Here is a 20,910-nt window from a genome sequence, read left to right on the forward strand (position 1 = left end):
ACACGCTCCGTCGGTCCGGACAAGCGCAGCAAAATATGCACGCCGATCCGGACATTGGTGAAGCGGCCTCAGCCCAGAAAATAAAGCCCGGCGAAACCGGCAATGCCGACGAAAATGCGCCACCAGGCAAAGGGTGCGAAGCCGTGTTTGGAGACGAAGTCGAGCAGCCCCTTGACCACAAACACACCGGCGATGAAAGACGCGACAAAGCCGATACCAATGAGCATGGCATCGTCCATCGAGAGCACGTTGCGGTTCTTGTAGAGATCGTAGGCAAAGGCGCCGGCCATTGTCGGCATAGCCAGAAAGAACGAGAATTCGGCCGCCGAGCGCTTGTCGGTGCCCATCAGCAATGCACCGGCAATGGTCGCACCGGAGCGCGAAACGCCGGGCACCATGGCAAGGCACTGACAAAAGCCGATCTTCAGGCAGAGCGACAGCGGGTAATCCATCACATTTGTATAGCGCGGCTTCAGTGGCAGGCGGTCGATCCACAGAAGGACGATGCCACCGAGCAGCAACGTCGTACAGATAAGCGCGGGCGTTTCGAACAGCACTTCCTTGATGAAACCATGCAGCAGCACGCCGATGACGGCGGCCGGCAGGAAGGCAATCAGGATACCGGCCACGAAACGCCGGCTGGAGGGATCGCTTGGCAGCGTGATCAGAAGCGTCCACAAACGGCCGAAATAAACCGACAGGATCGCCAGAATGGCGCCGAGCTGGATCAGAACTTCGAATGTTTTGCCTGTGCTGTCGAAGCCGAGAAAATGCCCCAGCAGCAGGATGTGACCGGTTGACGAGACGGGAATGAACTCGGTCAGACCTTCGACAATCCCCAAAATGAGAGCATTAACAATCGTTTGGCCGTCCATTGTGTATCTTGTCTCCAAATGGCTTGATGAAAACCAGCCTGACCAAGTATGTCTCGCGACTCAGGGCGTCTCCCAAGTCGCCGCTTATTTGACGAAGCGAAGTCACGCCGTCAAACCCTTGATAACCATATTCGGGGCAAACTCTCCGTTAAGGCGATTGCAGCATTCGGCATTCGCTTTGACGTAGTCTTGCCACAGTTCAGGCTCTTAACCCCTTCATGCTGACGCTCTACCATCATCCGTTCTCGCCATCTTCAAGGTTCATCCGGCTCATCCTGAGCGAATACGGTGCCGCCTTCGAGGAGCATCACGTGAACCCATGGGAGCGGCCTCAGGCGCTCCTGGTGCTGAACGCGGCAGGCACCGTGCCGGTTATCGTGGAAAACGAAGGCCCTGCCATTTGCGGCGCCGGACCAATCATGGAGTATCTGGACGAAACCCGGGGCTATGCGGTTGCCGACCGCCGGTTGATGCCGGATCATCCCGATGCCCGTGCAGAAACGAGACGCCTGGTCGAGTGGAGCCTCGGCAAGTTCGATCAGGAAGTGATCGGCCATCTTGTGCGTGAGCGCATCTACAAGCAGATCATGCCGAAATCCGCCGGCGGCGGCGAACCGGATTCGGCTGCCCTGCGCGTTGCCCGGGCAAACATCCATCACCACCTGAAATACTTCGGCTATCTGGTCGCCTCCCGCCGCTGGGTTGCCGGCGACCGGCTGACCTTCGCCGACTTCGCCCTTGCTGCCTCCCTGTCGTGTGCCGACTATCTGGGCGAAGTGCCGTGGAGCGATCAGGAAGACATCAAGAGCTGGTATGCGCGGGTCAAGTCGCGGCCGTCGATGCGCCCGCTCCTGGGCGAGAAGGTACTGGGCATGCCGGCCGCACAGACCTATGCGGATCTCGATTTCTGACGCATTCTTCGTGCGTTCAACCGGTTCCGGTTGAACTGAACGTTGTTCCAGCGAGCAGCCGAAGGCCTTGGACCGAAAGACCCAAAAGCTTCTGACCGCCTTTGAGGAGAAGGCCCGCGCCCTCGGTTTCGACGGCGTGAAGATTGCCGCTGCCGACAGCATTCCGGAGGCGGGCGAACGCCTGCGGCACTTCCTGGATAAGGGTTATGAAGGCAGCATGGCCTGGATGGCGGAAACCGCCGACCGCCGATCCTCACCTCAAGCGCTATGGCCGGAGGTTCGCTCTGTCATCATGCTGGCGATGAACTATGGCCCCGGCAGCGCACCACACGAACATCCCCTCGCCCATCTGGCCGACAAGACCACCGGCGGCATTTCCGTCTATGCGCGACACCGCGACTATCACGATGTCATCAAGGGGCGCTTGAAGGAACTGGCCAGCTTCCTGGTTTCCCGCTCCGGTGGCGATGTGAAGGTATTCGTCGATACCGCACCGGTGATGGAAAAGCCGCTCGGGGAGGCTGCCGGGCTTGGCTGGCAGGGCAAGCACACGAACCTGGTGTCACGAGATCTCGGGTCCTGGTTTTTCCTCGGTTCGATCTTCACCACACTGGATCTGCCGCCGAGCGGCGCGGAACGCGATCATTGCGGCTCCTGCCGCGCCTGCCTCGACAGTTGCCCGACGAACGCATTTCCCGCGCCCTACCAGCTCGATGCGAGGCGCTGCATTTCCTACCTCACCATCGAACACCCCGGCCCCATTCCGGACGCGTTTCGCAAAGCCATCGGCAACCGAATTTACGGCTGTGACGATTGCCTGGCCGCCTGTCCCTGGAACAAGTTTGCCGAAGCTGCCCGGGAGGCCAAGTTGATTGCCCGGGAGGAGATGATTACCCCGAAGCTTGCAGACCTTCTGTCGCTGGACGACGCAGCTTTCCGCCAGCTCTTTTCCGGATCACCGGTGAAACGGATCGGACGGGGAAAGTTTCTGCGCAACGTTTTGATTGCCGCCGGTAATTCCGGAGAAACTGAACTGCTCGGCAAGATCGAAGCACTGCTGGACGATGCCGACGCCCTTGTTCGCGGCACCGCCGTCTGGGCATTCGGCCAACTTTCTGCACAGGAAGATTTTCAAGCCCGCAAAACCGCGGCGTTGCGCGTCGAAACCGACGAGACCGTGCGTTCTGAATGGCTCCTCGCGCAATCCTGATCCGGCTTTTCCCGATTCGACCTTGTCATGTGATTGGTACATAGTCATGGAATGGCCTAGGTCTTGATGAGGACTTGGACGTCCAACCCTATCGGGACCGATCTCGTTCAAACCGCTCGATTCCGATCATTTTATTGGAGCCACGACATTGAATTTTCAGCCCGCCTCCGTTTTCTCATCCAAACCAGCCAGGGCCCGCGTCCGGCTCCTCATGCTCGGCACCGCGCTTGCGCTGGTTTCTGGCTCCGCCCTTGCGCAGGACACCGGCGAGACCGCCTATGAAGCTTATGTAGAAGGCTTGAAGAGCCTGGGTGTCGAGGTCGAAAACGGTAGCGTCGCTTACGACGAAGGTACCGATACGCTGACCCTCACCGACAGCACGATCTCCTTGAGCGGAACCATCGAGGATATTCCGGCCGAGGAAACGGATGTCACAGGCAATGACGGCGCCACGGATATCGAACCGGAAAAGCTGACCGACCTGACCTATTCGCTTTCATTCAGCAGCGGCACGGTCACCATTACAGGTCTCAGCCATGAAGACGGCGACTTTGACGCCGCAAGCTGGGTCTATTCCGACGATTCAGAAATGGTTCTTTCCGCCAGCGCCGAAGGCAAGGGCCGATTGAAGATCGACGGCCGGTTGAGCGGAGTTTCCGCGACGAACTACAGCTTCACCATGCCGGAAGTGCCGGCAGAAGACGAGGCGCATCAGGTCAGCCGCTGGCTGCCGTTCGTGAAGGCCGCTCTCCTGACTTCCTACGACGAAGTCAAGGCCGACAACACGGCGATGACAATCGAGGCGCATGAGATCGAAGACGGCAAGGACACTCTTGTTCTGTCAGGCACCATGCAGATTGCCGGCTACCGCATGGCCGACGCTGTGGATGGCCGGATCGGGGAATACACGATCGACAGCATGAGCCAGTCGATGCAGACGCTGGACACGTCCTCGGGCCAGATGCTGAACCAGACCACCAGCCAGGGCAAGACCGTTTACACGGACATGGACGCGGCCGCGTTCTTCGATCTGTTCGACCCCGATGTTCCCGAAACCGGCGATGAAGTGGTCATGCTCGGCTCGGCGTCGGCGATCGACTACAAGTCCAAACAGGACATCGCCGACGGGCTTGCGATTGAAATTGCCGTCGACAAGACCTCGATTTCAGAAGTCACCGTTCTGAAACGTGAAAACAACATCCTTGCCCTGTTCGACAGTCTGTTTGCCAAGCAGGTTCCAGCCCCTGAAGAACTGATCACCGGCGTATTCCAGTTCTACCGGTCGTTCGGCGTCACCGATGCCCGCATCAGCGGTATCAACGTGACCGTGCCGACACCTGGCCCAGAAAAGCCGATGGAAATCGCCATCAAGGAAATGTCCATGTCGGAGATCAACTCCGACGGTATCGGCGAAATGATGATGGTCGGTCTCGATGCCCCGGACCTGCCGGAAGGTGCATCGGTCAAGATCGACTGGGCGGCGATCGGCGATATCGAATTCGCCGAATATACGCCCATGCGTGCCATGATCAGCACATTGATGGCGGACCCAAGCTTCGGCGAGGATCATCCGATGGAGGTGGCCCGCGCGTTCATGCCGCGCTCTTTCGGCTATGAACTGGAAGGACTGGACGTTGCCGTGCCGGACCTCGGTCGGACCGAAATCGGCAGAGCCGAGATGACGCTGTCCACCACGGTGCCGCCAATCCCGACCAGCTTTCACGCCAGGACCGAAGGGCTGAAAGTGCCTGTCGCGGCCATCGATGACCCGGAAGCCCAGGCATTGCTGGAAGCTCTTGGTCTGGAAACGGTCGTCTGGTCCGACGAGACCCGGCTCTATTGGGACGAGGCAACGCTGGAACTGCGCCTGGAACGCATGATGGTGGATGTCGAAGGGCTCGGCCGCGCCGAATTGTCCGCACGTCTTGCAAACGTACCGAAGTCCTTGTTCGAGGATCCCGAGAACCAGGGACAAATGGCCCTTGTGGTTGCCCAGTTCGTCGACGCATCCCTGACCTTCAAGGATGCCGGCCTCACCAAGAAGGGCCTGACCCACATTGCCGAGGCTCAGAACATCCCCGAAAATGTCTTCCGGGAAGCCCTTGTTGCACAGGCGACGCAAATGACCGCGCCGATCCAGAATGCGGCCTTCACGCAGATGGTTACTGAAGCAGCGTCCAAGTTCCTCGACAATCCGGGGGAACTGAAGGTCACCCTGACGCCGCCGAACCCGGTTCCGCTGGCGCAGATCCTGGGTTCGATGGCAGCACCGCAAACCCTGCCGGATCTTCTTGCAGTCAAGATTGTTGCCAATTGATTGCTCTGACCACGTGAATGCGAATACCAAAAGGGCGGCCAGTGGCCGCCCTTTTTTGCCTTCAGGCAGTTAGCTCGTTCTTAGAGTTCTGGCGAGACCTGGCGTCACTCTGCCGCCTGCTGCTGTCCGACCGTTCCGATCCGCGCTGCACAGAACTTGAACTCCGGGATCTTGCCAAAGGGGTCCAGCTGCGGGTTGGTCAGGAAGTTGGCCGGGGCTTCGCTGAAGCAGAACGGGATGAAGAGCATGCCTGTCGACACGTCCCGGTCTGCGCGCAGGGTCAATGTGATTGCGCCGCGCCGTGTTTCCACCCTCACCTGCTGGCCGATGTCCAGACCCGAGCGCTCGATATCGCGCGGGTTCATGGAAACGACTGGCTCCGGTTCGATGGCATTGAGCACTTCCGCACGCCGCGTCATGGCACCGGTGTGCCAATGCTCCAGCATGCGCCCCGTGGTCAGCACCAACGGGAAATCATCGTCGGGAAGTTCATCCGGCGGCACCAGATCCGTCGGTACGATGCGCCCGCGGCCATCTGCCGTCGGGAAGGACTGGCCGAACAGGATCTCGTTGCCAGGCTTGTCCGGGGCATCCGCCGGATAGGTGACCGTGCCGTCGCGCTCCAGCCTTTCCCAGGAAATGTTACTCAGCGAGTTCATGTGCGACCGCATTTCCTCATAGATCGCCGGAACGCCGTCATAGGTCCAGTTCAGGCCCAGGCGGTTGGCGATATCGATGAGGATCTGCCAGTCGGCGCGTGCCTCACCGGGCATCGGCACGCAAGGACGGCCGATCTGAACCTGGCGGTTGGTGTTCGTGAACGTGCCGAGCTTTTCCGCATGGGCGGAGGCAGGCAGGATCACGTCCGCATGCCAGGCGGTTTCTGTCAGGAAGATATCCTGAACCACAAGATGTTTCAGACTGGCGAGTGCCTTGCGGGCATGGGCCTGGTCCGGATCGGACATGGCCGGGTTTTCACCCTGAACGAACATCGCCTCGATGCCACCATCCAGGATATCGTCCATGATCTCCACCACGGTCAAACCGCGCGCGGGGTCGAGCGTGCGGCCCCAGGCGTCTTCGAATTCGGCGCGGATATCCGGATTTTCAACTGAACGATAGTCCGGGAACACCATCGGAATGAGCCCGGCGTCGGATGCCCCTTGCACGTTGTTCTGACCGCGTAGAGGATGCAGGCCGGTGCCCGGGCGGCCTATCTGGCCGGTTGTCAGCGCCATGGCGATCAGGCAGCGGACGTTGTCGGTGCCGTGGACATGCTGCGAAACGCCCATACCCCAGAAGATTATCGACTTGGCACTGGTGGCGTAAAGCCTTGCGACTTCCCGCAGGGTTTGTGCGTCGATGCCGCAGACCGGCTCCATCGCTTCCGGCGTGAAATCGATGATCTTTTCCTTCAGTGCCTCGAAGCCGTCCACGTGAGCGGCGATATACTGGCTGTCGTAGAGGCCTTCGGTGATGATGACGTTGAGGATCGCGTTCAACATCGCCACATCGGTTCCCGGCTTGAACTTCAAGCCGTAGTCGGCAAAGCGCATCAGTCCCTGGCCGCGCGGGTCCATGACGATCAGCTTTGTACCGTTCTTGGCCGCCTGCTTGATATAGGTCGCGGCAACCGGGTGGTTCTGTTCCGGACGAGCGCCGATCACGATCATGCAGTCTGCATCGCCGGCTGCATTGAACGGGGCTGTCACTGCACCCGAACCGATGCCCTCCATGAGCGCAGCCACAGAAGAAGCGTGGCAGAGACGCGTGCAGTGGTCGACATTGTTGGTCTGGAAACCCTGGCGGATCAGCTTCTGGAAGAGATAAGCCTCTTCGTTGGAGCCCTTGGCCGAGCCGAAGCCCGCGATGCCACGGCCGCCCTTGGCGTCATAAACCGCTTTAAGACCACCAACGGCTCGCTCGAGCGCTTCGTCCCAGGTTGCCTCACGGAAATAGTCGAGATGGTTTTCCAGCGTCATGGCAATGTCGCCACGCTTGGGTGCATCGTCCCGGCGGATCAGCGGCTTGGTCAGGCGCTCGCGGCTGGAAACATAATCGAAGCCGAAGCGGCCCTTGACGCAGAGCCGGTTCTCGTTGGCCGGGCCGTCGCGGCCCTCGACGCTGACGATCTTGCCGTCCTTCACCGAGACAGACGTCAGGCAGCCCACACCACAGAAAGGACAGACGCTGTCGACGGTTTCTTCGGCAAAGATCTCGCGCTTGCTGGCGCTGGCATCCAGAAGGCTCTTTTCCATCAGGGCCCCGGTCGGACAGGCCGACACGCATTCGCCGCAGGCAACGCAGGTGGAAAGACCCATCGGGTCTGCCAGATCGAACACCGGCACCGTGTGCGAACCGCGATCCGCCATGCCGATAACGTCGTTGACCTGCACTTCCCGGCAGGCTCGCTCGCACAGATTGCACGCGATGCAGGCGTCCAGATTGACTGCGATGGCCGGATGGGAAATGTCCTGGGCCGGTTTGGCGCATGGGGCAAAGCGGCTGGTGGAGACACCGACATGGTCGGACCATTTCCAGAAATCACTTTCCGGGTCAGGGTGATGGTCGCGCGAGGGCTGGTCGGCAGCCAGAAGTTCGAACACCATCTCGCGTGCCTTGGACGCACGTTCGCTGGCGGTCTTCACCACCATGCCTTCGGCGGGGGTGCGAATACAGGAAGCGGCAAGCACGCGCTCGCCCTCGATATCGACCATACAGGCACGGCAATTGCCGTCGGAGCGATAACCCGGTGCGTCCTTGTGGCAGAGATGCGGAATGGCGACGCCTTCGCGCTTGGCAACTTGCCAGATGGTTTCGCCGTCTTCCGCGGTGACCATCCGACCGTCGAGGGAGAAAGTGACCTGGCTCATTTCTCGAACTCCTCCGGGAAAAATTTCAGCACCGACGTGACCGGATTGCTGGCTGCCTGCCCAAGACCGCAAATGGATGCCGATCGCATGACTTCATCGAGATCCGTGATCTTCGTCTTGTCCCAATCGCCTGCTGCCAGCAGATGTTCCATCTTCTCCGTTCCGGAGCGGCAGGGCGTGCACTGACCGCAACTCTCGTGCTTGAAGAAGCGCATCAGGTTCAATGCCACATCGCGCATGTCATCCTGATCGGAGAAAACGACGATGGCGTGGCTGCCGATGAAACAGCCGTATTTGTCGAGCGTACCGAAATCCAGCGGCTCGTCGGCAAGAGATGCGGGCAGGATGCCCCCGGAGGCACCACCGGGCAGGTAGCCCTTGAAGACGTGCCCCTCTTCCATGCCACCGCAGTATTCTGCCAGAAGTTCGTTCATGGTGATCCCCGCCGGGGCCATCTTGACGCCAGGGTCCCTCACACGGCCGGAAACCGAGAAGGAGCGGTAGCCCTTGTGACCACGGCGGCCGTGGCTGGCGAACCACTCCGAACCCTTCTCGACGATATCCCTGATCCAGAACAGGGTTTCTATGTTGTGATTGAGCGTCGGCCGACCGAACAGGCCGACCTGGGCAATGTACGGTGGGCGGTGGCGCGGCAGGCCGCGCTTGCCTTCGATCGATTCGATCATCGCGCTTTCCTCGCCGCAGATATAGGCTCCCGCCCCGCGGCGCAGTTCGATGTCGATGGTCGTGATGATGCCCGCTTCGCGCAGGGCCTCAATTTCAGTCTTCAGGATCCGGAGTACCGCCGGGTATTCATCGCGCATATAGAGATAGATGCGCGCGGCGGAAATCGCATGGGCGGCGATCAGCGCGCCCTCGAGCATCCGGTGCGGGTCGCGTTCCAGGTGAACGCGGTCCTTGAACGTGCCAGGTTCGCCTTCATCGCCATTGATGGTGAGGTATTTCGGGGCCGGCAGGTCGTGGACGATCTTCCATTTCGTGCCGGTCGGGAAGCCTGCACCGCCCAGGCCGCGAAGGCCTGCTTCCAGCGCCTTGTCCGCAATTGCCGCTGCATCCAGTTCACCTGCGCGCACGCGCTCCAGCAACTTGTAACCACCAGCTTCGCGGTAGGCATCCAGCTTGATGTAATCGGGAACCACCGGATCGGAAATTCCTTCGAACAAGGCAGCGCGTACGGACACTTCGCTCGCGTTGTCGATGGCCCGCTTGCCGACCTGCACGGCCGGGGCACCGGCACAGCGACCGATGCACGGAACTTTCTGGATGCGGACTTTTGTCGGATCAACCCCGGCTTCAAGCGCAGCAGCCAGAGCGTCCGCCCCCTTGAGCGCGCAGGCAACGCTGTCGCAAACACGAATGGTCAGAGGTGCAGGCTTTGCATCCCCTTCCCGTACGATGTCGAAATGGTGGTAAAAGCTCGCGACCTCATAGACCTCGGCCTGCGACAGGCGCATCTCGTCGGCCAACGCGCGCAGGTGCCGAGCCTCAAGACAGCCAAATGCGTCCTGGATCTTGTGCAGATGTTCAATGAGCAGGTCGCGCCGGCGCGGCTCATCACCCAGCAAATTCCGGACTTCGTCCAGGGCCGCATCTTCCAACTGACGCCCTTTTGGCTGGGACGGCTTGCGTGAAAGCCCCTTGCCGAAAGACATTGGCGTACCTCCCGTATTGCTGGAGCGCATGTGGATTTCGCGTCCGCGCTCCTCTCTCGATCTTCGCGGGGGCGGCTGATGGTTCGAACAGGCGAACCCAGGACCTACCCCGCATTTTGGTCCGGATGTTAGCCGCGCCGAGTCAGCCTGTCTGTTTGAAAAACGACAAGCGGGACTCCAATGCTGACGCTTTGGAGCACCTCACGGACAAAAAGCACCGCGAACCCAGCAGGTTCCAGGGGGCTTTTCAGCCCGTGTTGGATGAGCTTCGTTTTACGAGGTCAGATGTGAAAACGCGGCAACCACGCGCTCATAGACTGGGCGCTTGAACGGCACGATCAAACCGGGCAGCCGGTCGGCATCTTCCCAGCGCCACTCGCTGAATTCCGCGGTGTGGCCGTCCGGGGGCGTGAGGATATCGATTTCGTCTTCCGATCCGTCGAAGCGGTAGGCGATCCAGCGCTGAGCCTGACCGCGATACTTGCCCTTGCGCGATGCGCGGACGACGTCTTCTGGATAGTCGTAGGCGAACCACTCCGGGGCTTCTTCCAGAAGGGAAACGGACTTGATCGAGGTTTCCTCGTAGAGCTCGCGCCGGGCAGCCGGCTCGGGGGCTTCGCCCTTGTCGATCCCGCCTTGCGGCATCTGCCAGCAATATTCGTAGTTGGAGGAACTGCCTCCATCATCGCGGCTGCCGATCCAGACCTTGCCCGCCTTGTTGATCAGCATGATACCGACGCAGGGCCGATAGGGAAGACCGTCGACAGGTTCCGGAAATCCCGGTCCGAGTGCCAGCTTCGTCACGAATACCTCTTGGTGCTCAATTTCTCAGAATTATCGATCGATGGTCGCGCTGACGGGGACCAGCTGGAGACCGCGCTCTTCAAGATCCTGCACCCACTTTTCCAGCTGGCGCACGGTCACAGGCAATGCGGATGCGGTCGCCACCGCGACACCGCGGGCACGGGCGACGCTTTCCAGCTGCAGCAGCTTGGCGTTAATGTCGTCTTCACGCGGGACTTCGTCCAGCACCACGTCCACCCCACTGAAGGGAACGCGCATTTCCTTGGAGACATCATCGGCGATGGACCGGGAAGATGTGCCGTTGTCGGCGAACATCAGGCCACGCGCCTTCAGTTTTTCCAGAAGGAACTCCATGGAGGGTTTCGTCGCCGTGAAACGCGCGCCCATTTCAGGAATGACGCCGACATAGTTGGTCGCCCGCGTGAGCAGGAACCCAAGCCGATCCATCATTTCATTGGGGCGCAGGCTGACCAGCAGCGTGTGCGGGCCCGGGTCATTGTCGGGAAAATCGAACGGCTCCAGCGGCAATTGCAGCAGCAGTTCATGGCCCTTGGTCCGGGCCTGCTGCATCCACAGGTCCAGGTCTTCACCATAAGGGGCAAGCGCAAAGGTCGTATCGGCCGGCAGCCGGGTAATGGCGTTCTGGGTACCGGTTTCACTCAGGCCGAGCCCGGTCACGATGACGGCAATTTTTGGGATCGAGGTGAACTCGCGAACGATCGGCCGGGAATAGGCATCCAGCGGACGGATACCAGCATCGCTGACCTTCGGCAGGAACCCGAAATCGGACCGTTCGCTGACACGGCTGTCCGGATTGATCGACAGGCCGGTTACCGGAGCTTCCGGGCCCAGTCCGTCCGGTCGCATGACCATGTCGTAGCGCGGGCCAAGCAGATCCTTGCTGCTTTCCGGACGCAGGTTCGGGCCCAGGTCACCGTTGATGCCCGGGCGGATCTCGACCACTTCGATGTCCTGGGAGGTCACGCCTTCGACAATGGCGTCGAGCGGCAGAACGGCAACGGGTTCTCCGCCAAGCGGGTCGTCGACGACAGTGATCCAGACGAGCGTAGAAGTGAGGATCACGCTCAGAATACCGACCCCGATAAGACCGAACGGCAGCCTGACCAGCCGCCGCTTGCCCATGCCTAAAGGAGCTGTGAGATCTTCGCTCGACATATCGTCCTGAGCCTATTGCCCGGTTTCAGGATGTCCCTGAACCGGAAAGTTTGTTTTTGATATACGCAGAACGAGAACGACAAGTCGCGCGCCGGCGGACCGGCGCGCGTTTTTTGATTTAGTTTTTGACAGCCGCGCTGTCGGAGACCGGCGGGAAGGCGCTGTTCACCTGATTGCCGCGCAGAAGGTCGAGTGCCAGGTTCAGCTGGGTGTCGTCCTTCGGATCGGACGGCACATAGGCCTGGCTACCGGATTCTTCCTCACCTTCGGAAGCTTCCAGGTGGCCACGAAGACCGGCTTCGCCCTTGGTATCGACACGGCCGACCAGATCGTCCGGCAGATCCTGCAGGGACTCAATGTCCGGCACGATGCCCTTGGCCTGGATCGATGTGCCAGACGGGGTGTAGTAGCGAGCCGTGGTCAGGCGGATGGCACCGTTGGCACCAAGCGGGATGATCGTCTGAACCGAGCCCTTGCCGAAGGACCGTGTGCCGAGGATGGTTGCCCGGCGATGATCCTGCAGCGCACCTGCAACGATTTCCGAAGCGGAGGCGGAACCGCCGTTGACCAGCACGATTACCGGCTTGCCGGTTGTCAGGTCGCCAGCCCGTGCGTTGTAGCGCTGGGTTTCGTCGGCTTCACGGCCACGTGTCGAAACAATCTCGCCACGGTCCAGGAAGGCGTCGGAAACGGCTATTGCCTGATCCAGCAGACCACCCGGGTTGTTGCGCAGGTCGATGACGAAGCCCTTGAGCTTGTCTTCACCGATGTTCGCAGTCATTTCCTCGATGCCTTCCTTCAGGCCATCGAAGGTCTGTTCGTTGAACTGGGTGACGCGAACATATCCGACGTCATCCTCTTCCCGCCAGCGAACCGAACGGATGCGGATGATGTCGCGGGTGATGGTGATGTCGAACGGCTCGGCGCGGCCCTTGCGGCGCACCGTCACCACTATGTCCGTCTTGACCGGACCGCGCATCTTTTCGACCGCTTCGTTGAGGGTCAGTCCCTGGACCTGTTCGCCGTCGATGTAGGTGATGTAGTCACCGGCCAGAACGCCGGCCTTGGCGGCAGGCGTATCGTCGATCGGCGACACGACCTTCACGAGGCCTTCTTCCATGGTGACTTCAATGCCGAGACCACCGAATTCGCCGCGGGTCTGCACCTGCATGTCCCGGAAGCTCTTCGGAGACATGTAGCTGGAGTGCGGGTCGAGGGAGGTCAACATGCCGTTGATGGCGCTCTCGATGAGCTGGGCGTCATCAGGGACTTCCACGTAGTCTGACCGCACGCGTTCGAACACGTCGCCAAACAGGTTAAGCTGCCGGTACGTATCCGTTGCCGCCGCATTGGCCGCTACCGAGACATTGATCGGCATCTGGGACAGTGTCGTGATTGCTGCTGCTCCCATGAGAGCACCCACAAGCAGCAAGGAAGCTTTCCGTATCATCCGCGAGCCTTTTCTTCTTCAGTGCGTGCCCACCAGGGTGTGGGATCGATCGCACGACCGTCTTTCCGGAATTCAACATAAAGGATCGGCTGGGTCGAGCCCAAACCGAACGTCGAAGCGCTTGCCCACTGGGTTGCGCCCATCACTCCGACCGGTTCCCCGGTCAAAACAAATTGCCCCAACTCCGCATCGATCCGGTCCATTCCGGCCAGCAACACATGGTAGCCGTCGCCGGTATTCAGGATCAAGAGCTGTCCGAACGAACGAAACGGTCCGGAGTAGACCACCCATCCGTCGGCAGGTGACGTAATATTGGACCCAGGCCGTGTGGCGATAGATTGACCCTCCGTCACACCGCCGAAATCGTCTTCCTGGCCATAGTCCTTCAAAAGCGTACCGGCAACAGGCTGAGGCAGCTTGCCCTTGGCCTCCTGGAACGAAATGGCCGGTGCCAGGCGCCCAGGATCCGCAAAGGGATCATACGAGCGCGACGGATTTTTCCTGGCCTCGAGTGCTGCCTGGCGCGACTTTTCCGCCGCCTCCCGGGCGCTCTCGATTTCCACTTCCAGGGTCGCGATCAATTCTTGGAGAGATCCCGCCTTGTCCGCAAGTTCCGCTGCACGTTCCTTCTCTTCCTGAAGGTCCTGTACCGATCTTTGATGTTCCTGCCTTTTCGCGCTCAGAAGAAGCTCCAGCCGGGACTTTTCCTCAGCCAATCGCATCGCGTCGCCGCGCAGGCGGTTTTTTTCCTCAGCAATCACCGTCTTCAGACGGTGCAATTCCTCAAGATCTGCTGCCAGTGCCTCGGTTTCCACCTTCAACTCCGGCATGACCGCGTTCAGGAGAATCGCACTGCGCACAGCCGACAGCGCGTCGCTCGGGCGCACGGCAAGCGCCGGTGGCGGACGCCTTCCGATTCGCTGCAGGGCAGCCAGAACTTCTGCCAGCACGTCACGGCGAGCAATCAGCGACAAGCGCACCGCATCCTCGTTCTCCCCCAGCGCGCGCAGCCGCCGCTCGGTATCGGTCAGTTCGCCTTCCAGGCCCTTGATCGTGTCGGACGTGCTGATGATCTTGGCATTCAACGTGTCCCGGTCGCGATCAAGTGCGCGGATTTCGCGTGCGATGGTCGCCTGCCGGTCCGTCGATACCTCGATATCACGCGACAGCGCGGCAAGTTCCTCTTCGCGTTGTTTCTTGCGTTCCAGTGCAGCAGTCACCTCAGCAGGCGGAGCCGCCTGTTCCTGGGTGGTGGTCTCGTCGACACTTTCCGTCGATCCGGCTGGCAGGGGCAGAACGAGCAAGGCCGCAGTCAGGCCACTCAAGAGCGGGCGGAATTTCTTCCGTCTCTCGAGTTCCGAACGCGCCGCTGTCATGCGATCCGCTATCAACCTGCCTAAGCTCCCAAAGGGTTATCTTCCAATGCGATACACAGTCTGCGTTAACGAACCGTTTACCCTAGTGACCGGCCAATTAACTTCTGCTCCCACCGAGGATCGCATTCCCTCTTCTGTCTGATCGATGACCGTTACGTGGCGAATGCGGCGAGATACAGGCATTCTCGCCTTTTTCCGCCGTTTCAATCGTTAATTTTTAGTCATAGTGCCGTTACGACAACAGGTTTTCCGGCGGAAACCCCATCTCCTGTCCTTCACGATCAGTAATGTCTGTAGACAATATCCTTGGGGTCCGGGCGCGCAGCATCGACATCGAGATGCGCTCCAAGCCGTTCGGCAAGGCGCGCCGAGCGGGTGTTTTCCTGATCCATATAGCTGACGAGCGACGGTAGGCTGCGGTCCTGCCGTGCCCAGTCACGAAAGGCCCTGGCCGCCTCGAAAGCGTAGCCCCTGCCCTCCGCATGCTCATAGACGAACCAGCCGAGTTCATGTTCCGGAAAAAGCGGACCATGATTGATACCGACCTGACCGAAGACCTCGCCGGAGCCACGTGCTTCCATCATGAGGGCCCCATGCCCCATCAACTGCCATTGCGCAATGTCGTGGCAGAACAGGCCCCAGGCTGCAAACCGCGAAAGCGGGCCTCCCATATACTGGGATCGGTCCGAGGCCATCAAAGCCTCGTACGCCGGCCAGTCCGACATGGTCATCGGCCGCAGGATCAGTCTTTCGGTCTCAAGTGCCGGTATCACCGGTTCTCTCCCAGGGCTTTTTCAGAAGTCTCACACACGGTGATAAGGGTGACCGGACTGGATCGTCATGGCGCGGTAGACCTGCTCCGCCAAAAGAATGCGGGCGATCTGATGCGGCCAGGTCATGGCACCAAGAGCGAGTTTAAGATCGGCGCGGCTCAGAACCTCCTGGCCGTGACCATCCGCTCCGCCAATGGCAAAGACCACGTCGGGAACACCTTCATCCTTCCAGGCTTCCAGTTTCTGACTGAAGGCCGGGCTGGTCAGGTTCTTGCCGTTCTCGTCCAGCACCACCAGCCGCGCACCGGCATTGAGCGCGGCAAGAATTCCCCGCGCTTCTTCCGCCTTGCGGTCATCGGCGCGCTGCGCACGGCTTTCCGGCATTTCGTTGAGGATGACTTCGGTAACGCCGAGACCGCGGCCTGTCTTGCGGGCGCGGTCGATATATCGGTCGAAAAGTTCTTTGTCCGCACCGGCTTTCATTTTGCCAATGCAGAAGAGCGTAAAGCGCATAAGTCCCTGCCGGAGATCGATCCGGTGATAAATCTGCCCGGCAGCAGACGGAGGCCCTGCCTCAGGGCCTCAATGCCGGCTCAGCCGATGTAATGCGGTGCCGCATCCTCTTCCGGTGCCCACATCTTCTCAAGATTGTAGAAGCCGCGAACCTCCGGACGGAAGATGTGTACGATCACATCACCCGCATCGATCAGCACCCAATCGCAAATGTTCAGACCCTCAACCGTTGCCGATCCGGCGCCGGCCGATTTGAGGTCTTTCAGCAAGTGCTCGGCAATCGCGCCCACGTGACGATGGGAACGACCGGACACGATTACCATGTAATCGGCCAGTGAACTCTTGCCTGCGATGTCGAGGGTAACAGCGTCCTCAGCTTTGGAGTCGTCAAGACTGGTGAGGACCGTATCGAGGAGGTCTGCCGCAAGTTCTTTACCTACGGAAGCCTGCAGAGGAGAGGACATGTCTGTCCGCCCACTTTCAAAGGTCATGGTCAGGTGTTGTGCCTTTCGCCGTTTATGCCGTCCCGCGCCCAACGTCGTCACGAACTGAAACGTCCGACTTCGTACGTCACCCGTTTTGGATGCAGGACCGGTTGACCGTACCTCGGCCGCGCTCATCGCGACCGTCCCTATAATACCGCTTCCCGTTTGGCATTTTCAAGACACGCGGGAATTCTTGGCAAATCCGCTGTTTACCGCTTTTGCCCGAGGCGCAGATCGGTGGACGATGTCCGGTCCAATGGCGTGTGCAGAAAAGTCCAGATCGGCGCCTCCATTTCCGGCAGAAGTGCCGCGTCTTCTTCAGGAAGCCTATATTTTTCATAGGCTTTTGCCATGGGAGACGACATCACTGACAAGGAGGCTCCCGGCCGGTCGACAATGGCGATCGGCACCGAGCCGACGATGTCGCGCCAGTCCTGCCAGCGATGGAAGCCGGCTAAATTGTCAGCCCCCATAACCCAAACGAATCGGACAGATGGACGCATCTGGCGCAGGGCGACCAGCGTTCTGGCCGTATAGGGTGTTCCCAGAACCTGCTCGAAGGCGGTAACCTTCATGCGTGGATGGTCGGCGAGGTCCGCCGTCAGGCGCAGCCGCCGCTCCAGCGGCGCCAGGTCCGCGTGGCTCTTGAGCGGGTTGCCAGGCGTCACCAGCCACCAGACCTGATCCAGCCCCAGCCGCTTCAACACGGTCGAAGCCACCAGCCGGTGACCTGAATGAGGAGGATTGAAGGATCCGCCGAAAATGCCGATGCGGTTGCCCGGCTCGGCATGGGGCAGTTTCATCCAGTCACGGTCCAGTCCCGCGCCAAGACTCAAGGGGCTCATTCAGACGAACTCACGATTGGTCATTACGGGCGGGCATTCCTGGCGGTCCTCAAGGGCGGTCGTCACGGGCGGGTCTGGCCGGTGCCATGCACCTTGTACTTGAAGCTGGTCAGCTGCTCCACGCCCACTGGTCCGCGTGCATGCATGCGCCCAGTGGCAATGCCGATCTCCGCGCCCATGCCGAATTCACCACCATCGGCAAACTGGGTCGACGCATTGTGCAGCACGATGGCTGAATCCACTTCCCGCTGGAACCGGTCGGCAGTCGCCTGATCTTCGGTCAGGATGCAATCGGTATGGTTGGAACCGTAGCGCGCGATATGCTCCATGGCAGCGTCGAGATCCGCGACCACCTTCACCGAAAGGATCTTGTCCAGATACTCCGTCGACCAGTCGTCTTCGCTTGCCGGCACGATGTTTTCGCAAATGTCGCGCACAATCGCACCGCCCCGGATCTCGCAGCCCTTTTCCTGAAGTGCCTTCACGATCACCGGCAAATGGCTGTGGGCCACGTCTTCATGCACCAGCAATGTTTCCAGCGCCCCGCAGATGCCGGTCCGGCGCAGCTTGGAATTGACGATCACCTCGACGGATTTCTCAAGATCGGCCGCCTTGTCGACGAAGATATGCACCAGGCCTTCCAGATGGGCAAAGACCGGCACGCGAGCTTCGGTCTGCACACGCTCTACAAGACTGCGGCCACCACGCGGGACGATGACATCGAGGTTGCCTTGAAGACCGCGCAGCATTTCGCCAACAGCGGCCCTGTCAGTCACCGGAACGATCTGGATCGCATCTTCCGGCAGACCGGCGGCGGCGAGGCCTTTCTGCAGGGCTGCGTGGATCGCCCGGTTGGAATTGATGGTGTCGGAGCCGCCACGCAGAACAACGGCGTTGCCGGCTTTCAAGCACAGCGCGCCTGCATCCGCGGTCACGTTCGGGCGGCTTTCGTAAATGACACCGATAACACCCAGGGGCGTGCGCACACGTTCGATCTTCAGGCCGTTCGGCCGATCCCAGGCGGCGATCACGCTGCCGACGGGATCGTCCAGCGCGACAATGTCCTCAAGGGCTTTGGCAATCGCCTCGATCCGCTCTTCCGTAAGCGTGCCACGATCCAGGAACGCTGCCGTCTGGCCGCCTGCCTTCATCGCTTCGAGATCGAGACGGTTGCCTGCAAGAATATCCGGTGTTGCAACCCGAACGGCGGCTGCCATTTCGGCCAGGGCCTTGTTCTTCTGGTCTGCTGGAGCGATGGCAAGGATCCGGCCGGCAGCACGGGCGCGCTGCCCGATCTCTGCCATCAAGTCCTCGGTCGTCTTTGCCTCGACTACTTCCAGCATACTCACTTGCTCCCGTTTTGCGGCGTTCACCGCCGCCAGTCTTTCCGCGTTTTAGCGCGTTCTGCCTCAAAAGGCATCCATCGGTTCGCTCACACTCACTCGAGCGCGGGCAGTTCCAGAACCAGATCGTCCCGGTGGATCATTTCCGCCCGGCCCGGATAGCCGACGATGGCTTCAATCTCGCGGCTGTTGCGGCCTGCAATCAACTGCGCTTCGTCCGCGTCATATGCAATCAGCCCCCGGCCGATGATCCGGCCTTCCGGGTTGAGCAATGTCACGGCGTCGCCGCGCGAAAAACTTCCCGATACAGATGTCACTCCGGCAGGCAGGAGGCTCTTGCCAGACGTCATCGCCTTGACCGCGCCTGCATCCAGCCGGATTTCACCGCGCGGCTCCAGATGGCCGCCAATCCAGGCCTTGCGGGCACTGGCAGGTGAACTGAGCGCCGGGAACCAGGTGCCGCGGGCGCCCTGATCCAGCCGCTGAAGCGGGTTGAGTTCCTTGCCGGACGTGATCACCATCGACGTTCCGGCCGCGGTCGCGATCTTGCCGGCATCGATTTTCGTCTTCATGCCGCCGCGCGAAAGCTCCGACCCGGCGCTGCCGGCCATGGATTCGATTTCATGGGTAATGCGCGGCACTTCCGGCAGGAACACTGCATCGGGGTTCTGCTGGGGCGGTGCGGTATAAAGCCCGTCAATATCCGACAAAAGCACAAGGCAGTCGGCACTGGCCATGGTGGCAACACGCGCCGCCAAACGGTCGTTGTCGCCGTAGCGGATCTCGGAGGTCGCCACGGAATCGTTTTCGTTGATGATCGGCACGGCCCCGAGTTTCAACAAGGTGCCGATAGTGGCGCGCGCATTGAGATAGCGCCGCCTTTCTTCCGTGTCGCCAAGGGTGAGCAGGATCTGACCAGCCTTCTTGCCATGCGCGCCGAGGGCATCCGCATAGGCCTGGGCCAGCGCGATCTGACCGGCTGCGGCCGCCGCCTGGCTTTCCTCCAGCTTCAGCGGCCCACCCGGCAGCCCTAGAATACCGCGGCCGAGTGCAATCGATCCGGAGGAGACTAGCAGCACCTCCGCACCGGCATCGGACAGCTTGACCACATCGGCGACCAGCGCGTTGAGCCAGCTACGCTTGAGTTCGCCCTGCTCGACAAGCAGGGCGGAGCCGATCTTGACGACGATGCGGCTGAAGTCTCTCAGACTGCGGGACATCAGGGATGCCAGCCCTCTTGTTCGGGTGCAGGCACCTGGTTGGCTTCTTCTTCCTTGTCCCTGTCAATGGCGCGCACGATCATGCGCAGCGCCCGGTCGACATTGAGGCCGCTGGCCGAGGACAGGATCAGCGGTTTCTGACCACAGGCTTCCTCGAGGCTCGCCGCCTTTTCGGCAATCAGGTCTTCATTGAGAGCGTCGCACTTGCTGAGCGCCACGATCTCGGGTTTCTCCGTAAGCCCGGCGCCATAGGCATCCAACTCGCCGCGCACGATCCGATAGGCTTCGCCCGGGTCTTCCTGGCCAGAGCCGTCAACCAGATGAAGCAGAACGCGGGTGCGTTCGACATGCCCAAGGAAGCGGTCGCCAAGGCCCGTGCCTTCGTGCGCCCCCTCGATCAAGCCGGGAATATCGGCCATGGCAAAGCTGCGACCGTCGATCTGCACGATGCCAAGATTGGGGTGAATGGTCGTGAACGGATAGTCGGCAATTTTCGGCTTTGCAGCCGATACCGTTGCAAGAAAGGTGGACTTGCCCGCATTGGGCAGGCCGACCAGGCCAGCATCGGCGATCAGCTTCAGCCGCAGCCAGATCCATTTTTCCTCGCCTTCAAGACCAGGGTTGGCCCTGCGCGGCGCCTGATTGACCGACGACTTGAAATGGGCGTTGCCGAAGCCGCCATTGCCCCCTTTCAGAAGCATCACCTTCTGGCCAAGCTCGGTCAGGTCGGCAATCAGCGTCTCGTTGTCTTCCTCGAAGATCTGGGTACCGACAGGAACCTTCAGCACAACGTCGCCGCCGTGCGCGCCGGTGCGGTTGCGGCCCATGCCGTGAATGCCGGTTTCCGCCTTGAAGTGCTGTTTGTAGCGATAGTCGATAAGCGTGTTCAGGCCGTCGACACATTCTATGATGACATCACCACCCTTGCCGCCGTCACCACCGTCCGGTCCGCCATATTCGATGTATTTCTCGCGCCGGAACGATACGCAGCCCGCTCCGCCATTGCCAGAGCGCACATAGATCTTGGCCTGATCTAGGAATTTCATTTTCTTTTTCTCTTTTCGTC

The 20,910-nt window shown here is 60.5% G+C and carries 17 protein-coding genes; 3 read left to right on the plus strand and 14 right to left on the minus strand.

The features are described from left to right. Positions 1–68: 68 nt before the first annotated feature. Complete coding sequence (locus B0E33_RS04625) at positions 69–875, minus strand: undecaprenyl-diphosphate phosphatase (protein ID WP_023001668.1); 807 nt, start codon at positions 873–875, stop codon at positions 69–71. Positions 876–1,093: 218 nt separating this feature from the next. Here B0E33_RS04625 and B0E33_RS04630 point away from each other — a divergent pair, with 218 nt between their 5' ends. The 3 genes from B0E33_RS04630 (at position 1,094) to B0E33_RS04640 (ending at position 5,313) form a co-directional block, all read left to right on the plus strand. After that, a complete protein-coding gene (locus B0E33_RS04630; protein ID WP_023001669.1) occupies positions 1,094–1,786 on the plus strand; it encodes a glutathione S-transferase family protein in 693 nt (230 codons plus the stop codon). Between the two features lie 67 nt (positions 1,787–1,853). Next, positions 1,854–2,996: a tRNA epoxyqueuosine(34) reductase QueG gene (gene queG, locus B0E33_RS04635; protein WP_077290562.1), complete on the plus strand. Its 1,143-nt coding sequence runs from the start codon at positions 1,854–1,856 to the stop codon at positions 2,994–2,996. A 148-nt stretch (positions 2,997–3,144) separates the two neighbouring features. Then, positions 3,145–5,313, plus strand: a complete 2,169-nt coding sequence (locus B0E33_RS04640) for an aq_1923 C-terminal domain (RefSeq protein WP_077290563.1) — start codon at positions 3,145–3,147, stop codon at positions 5,311–5,313. A 104-nt stretch (positions 5,314–5,417) separates the two neighbouring features. Here B0E33_RS04640 and fdhF read toward each other — a convergent pair whose 3' ends face one another. The 13 genes from fdhF to obgE form a co-directional block, all read right to left on the minus strand. Beyond that, the gene (fdhF, locus tag B0E33_RS04645; protein WP_077290564.1) at positions 5,418–8,186 is read right to left on the minus strand and encodes a formate dehydrogenase subunit alpha; all 2,769 of its coding nucleotides are present in this window, start codon (positions 8,184–8,186) and stop codon (positions 5,418–5,420) included. Then, the gene (locus B0E33_RS04650; protein ID WP_077290565.1) at positions 8,183–9,859 is read right to left on the minus strand and encodes an NAD(P)H-dependent oxidoreductase subunit E; all 1,677 of its coding nucleotides are present in this window, start codon (positions 9,857–9,859) and stop codon (positions 8,183–8,185) included. The genes fdhF and B0E33_RS04650 overlap by 4 nt, the downstream gene beginning before the upstream one ends. 273 nt (positions 9,860–10,132) lie before the next feature. Further along, the gene (locus B0E33_RS04655; protein WP_055658263.1) at positions 10,133–10,663 is read right to left on the minus strand and encodes an RNA pyrophosphohydrolase; all 531 of its coding nucleotides are present in this window, start codon (positions 10,661–10,663) and stop codon (positions 10,133–10,135) included. A 30-nt stretch (positions 10,664–10,693) separates the two neighbouring features. Further along, entirely contained in the window at positions 10,694–11,839 is a 1,146-nt protein-coding gene (locus B0E33_RS04660; protein WP_208984457.1) for a divergent polysaccharide deacetylase family protein, read from the minus strand. A gap of 118 nt (positions 11,840–11,957) precedes the next feature. Continuing rightward, positions 11,958–13,289, minus strand: coding sequence for a S41 family peptidase (locus tag B0E33_RS04665; RefSeq protein ID WP_023001676.1), 1,332 nt, complete (start codon positions 13,287–13,289; stop codon positions 11,958–11,960). Further along, the gene (locus tag B0E33_RS04670) at positions 13,286–14,665 is read right to left on the minus strand and encodes a murein hydrolase activator EnvC family protein (protein WP_055658261.1); all 1,380 of its coding nucleotides are present in this window, start codon (positions 14,663–14,665) and stop codon (positions 13,286–13,288) included. The genes B0E33_RS04665 and B0E33_RS04670 overlap by 4 nt, the downstream gene beginning before the upstream one ends. A gap of 281 nt (positions 14,666–14,946) precedes the next feature. Beyond that, on the minus strand, positions 14,947–15,438 hold the full coding sequence (locus tag B0E33_RS04675; protein ID WP_077290566.1) for a GNAT family N-acetyltransferase: 492 nt from the start codon (positions 15,436–15,438) through the stop codon (positions 14,947–14,949). A 30-nt stretch (positions 15,439–15,468) separates the two neighbouring features. Further along, positions 15,469–15,951: a 23S rRNA (pseudouridine(1915)-N(3))-methyltransferase RlmH gene (gene rlmH, locus B0E33_RS04680; protein ID WP_023001679.1), complete on the minus strand. Its 483-nt coding sequence runs from the start codon at positions 15,949–15,951 to the stop codon at positions 15,469–15,471. 80 nt (positions 15,952–16,031) lie between these two features. Further along, on the minus strand, positions 16,032–16,415 hold the full coding sequence (rsfS, locus tag B0E33_RS04685; RefSeq protein WP_023001680.1) for a ribosome silencing factor: 384 nt from the start codon (positions 16,413–16,415) through the stop codon (positions 16,032–16,034). Positions 16,416–16,645: 230 nt separating this feature from the next. Continuing rightward, on the minus strand, positions 16,646–17,281 hold the full coding sequence (locus B0E33_RS04690) for a nicotinate-nucleotide adenylyltransferase (RefSeq protein WP_228148058.1): 636 nt from the start codon (positions 17,279–17,281) through the stop codon (positions 16,646–16,648). A gap of 62 nt (positions 17,282–17,343) precedes the next feature. Beyond that, the gene (locus B0E33_RS04695; RefSeq protein WP_077290568.1) at positions 17,344–18,624 is read right to left on the minus strand and encodes a glutamate-5-semialdehyde dehydrogenase; all 1,281 of its coding nucleotides are present in this window, start codon (positions 18,622–18,624) and stop codon (positions 17,344–17,346) included. A 95-nt stretch (positions 18,625–18,719) separates the two neighbouring features. Next, positions 18,720–19,844 (minus strand): glutamate 5-kinase, encoded by a 1,125-nt coding sequence (proB, locus tag B0E33_RS04700; protein ID WP_077290569.1) that lies wholly within the window; start codon positions 19,842–19,844, stop codon positions 18,720–18,722. After that, positions 19,844–20,890 carry a GTPase ObgE gene (gene obgE / locus B0E33_RS04705; RefSeq protein WP_023001684.1) on the minus strand — a complete coding sequence of 349 codons (1,047 nt, stop codon included), beginning with the start codon at positions 20,888–20,890 and terminating at the stop codon, positions 19,844–19,846. Before obgE ends, proB begins: the two co-directional genes overlap by 1 nt. Between the last annotated feature and the right edge of the window lie 20 nt (positions 20,891–20,910).

This window comes from Roseibium algicola (assembly GCF_001999245.1).
In the GTDB taxonomy this organism is placed as follows: Bacteria; Pseudomonadota; Alphaproteobacteria; order Rhizobiales; family Stappiaceae; genus Roseibium; species Roseibium algicola.

Coding starts and splice junctions, on each gene's coding strand:
- B0E33_RS04625 (WP_023001668.1), bottom strand. CDS start 875: ATGGACGGCCAAACGATTGTTAATGCTCTCATTTTGGGGATTGTCGAA.
- B0E33_RS04630 (WP_023001669.1), top strand. CDS start 1,094: ATGCTGACGCTCTACCATCATCCGTTCTCGCCATCTTCAAGGTTCATC.
- fdhF (WP_077290564.1), bottom strand. CDS start 8,186: ATGAGCCAGGTCACTTTCTCCCTCGACGGTCGGATGGTCACCGCGGAA.
- B0E33_RS04650 (WP_077290565.1), bottom strand. CDS start 9,859: ATGTCTTTCGGCAAGGGGCTTTCACGCAAGCCGTCCCAGCCAAAAGGG.
- B0E33_RS04660 (WP_208984457.1), bottom strand. CDS start 11,839: ATGTCGAGCGAAGATCTCACAGCTCCTTTAGGCATGGGCAAGCGGCGG.
- B0E33_RS04665 (WP_023001676.1), bottom strand. CDS start 13,289: ATGATACGGAAAGCTTCCTTGCTGCTTGTGGGTGCTCTCATGGGAGCA.
- B0E33_RS04670 (WP_055658261.1), bottom strand. CDS start 14,665: ATGACAGCGGCGCGTTCGGAACTCGAGAGACGGAAGAAATTCCGCCCG.
- rlmH (WP_023001679.1), bottom strand. CDS start 15,951: ATGCGCTTTACGCTCTTCTGCATTGGCAAAATGAAAGCCGGTGCGGAC.
- rsfS (WP_023001680.1), bottom strand. CDS start 16,415: ATGTCCTCTCCTCTGCAGGCTTCCGTAGGTAAAGAACTTGCGGCAGAC.
- B0E33_RS04690 (WP_228148058.1), bottom strand. CDS start 17,281: ATGAGCCCCTTGAGTCTTGGCGCGGGACTGGACCGTGACTGGATGAAA.
- B0E33_RS04695 (WP_077290568.1), bottom strand. CDS start 18,624: ATGCTGGAAGTAGTCGAGGCAAAGACGACCGAGGACTTGATGGCAGAG.
- proB (WP_077290569.1), bottom strand. CDS start 19,844: ATGTCCCGCAGTCTGAGAGACTTCAGCCGCATCGTCGTCAAGATCGGC.
- obgE (WP_023001684.1), bottom strand. CDS start 20,890: ATGAAATTCCTAGATCAGGCCAAGATCTATGTGCGCTCTGGCAATGGC.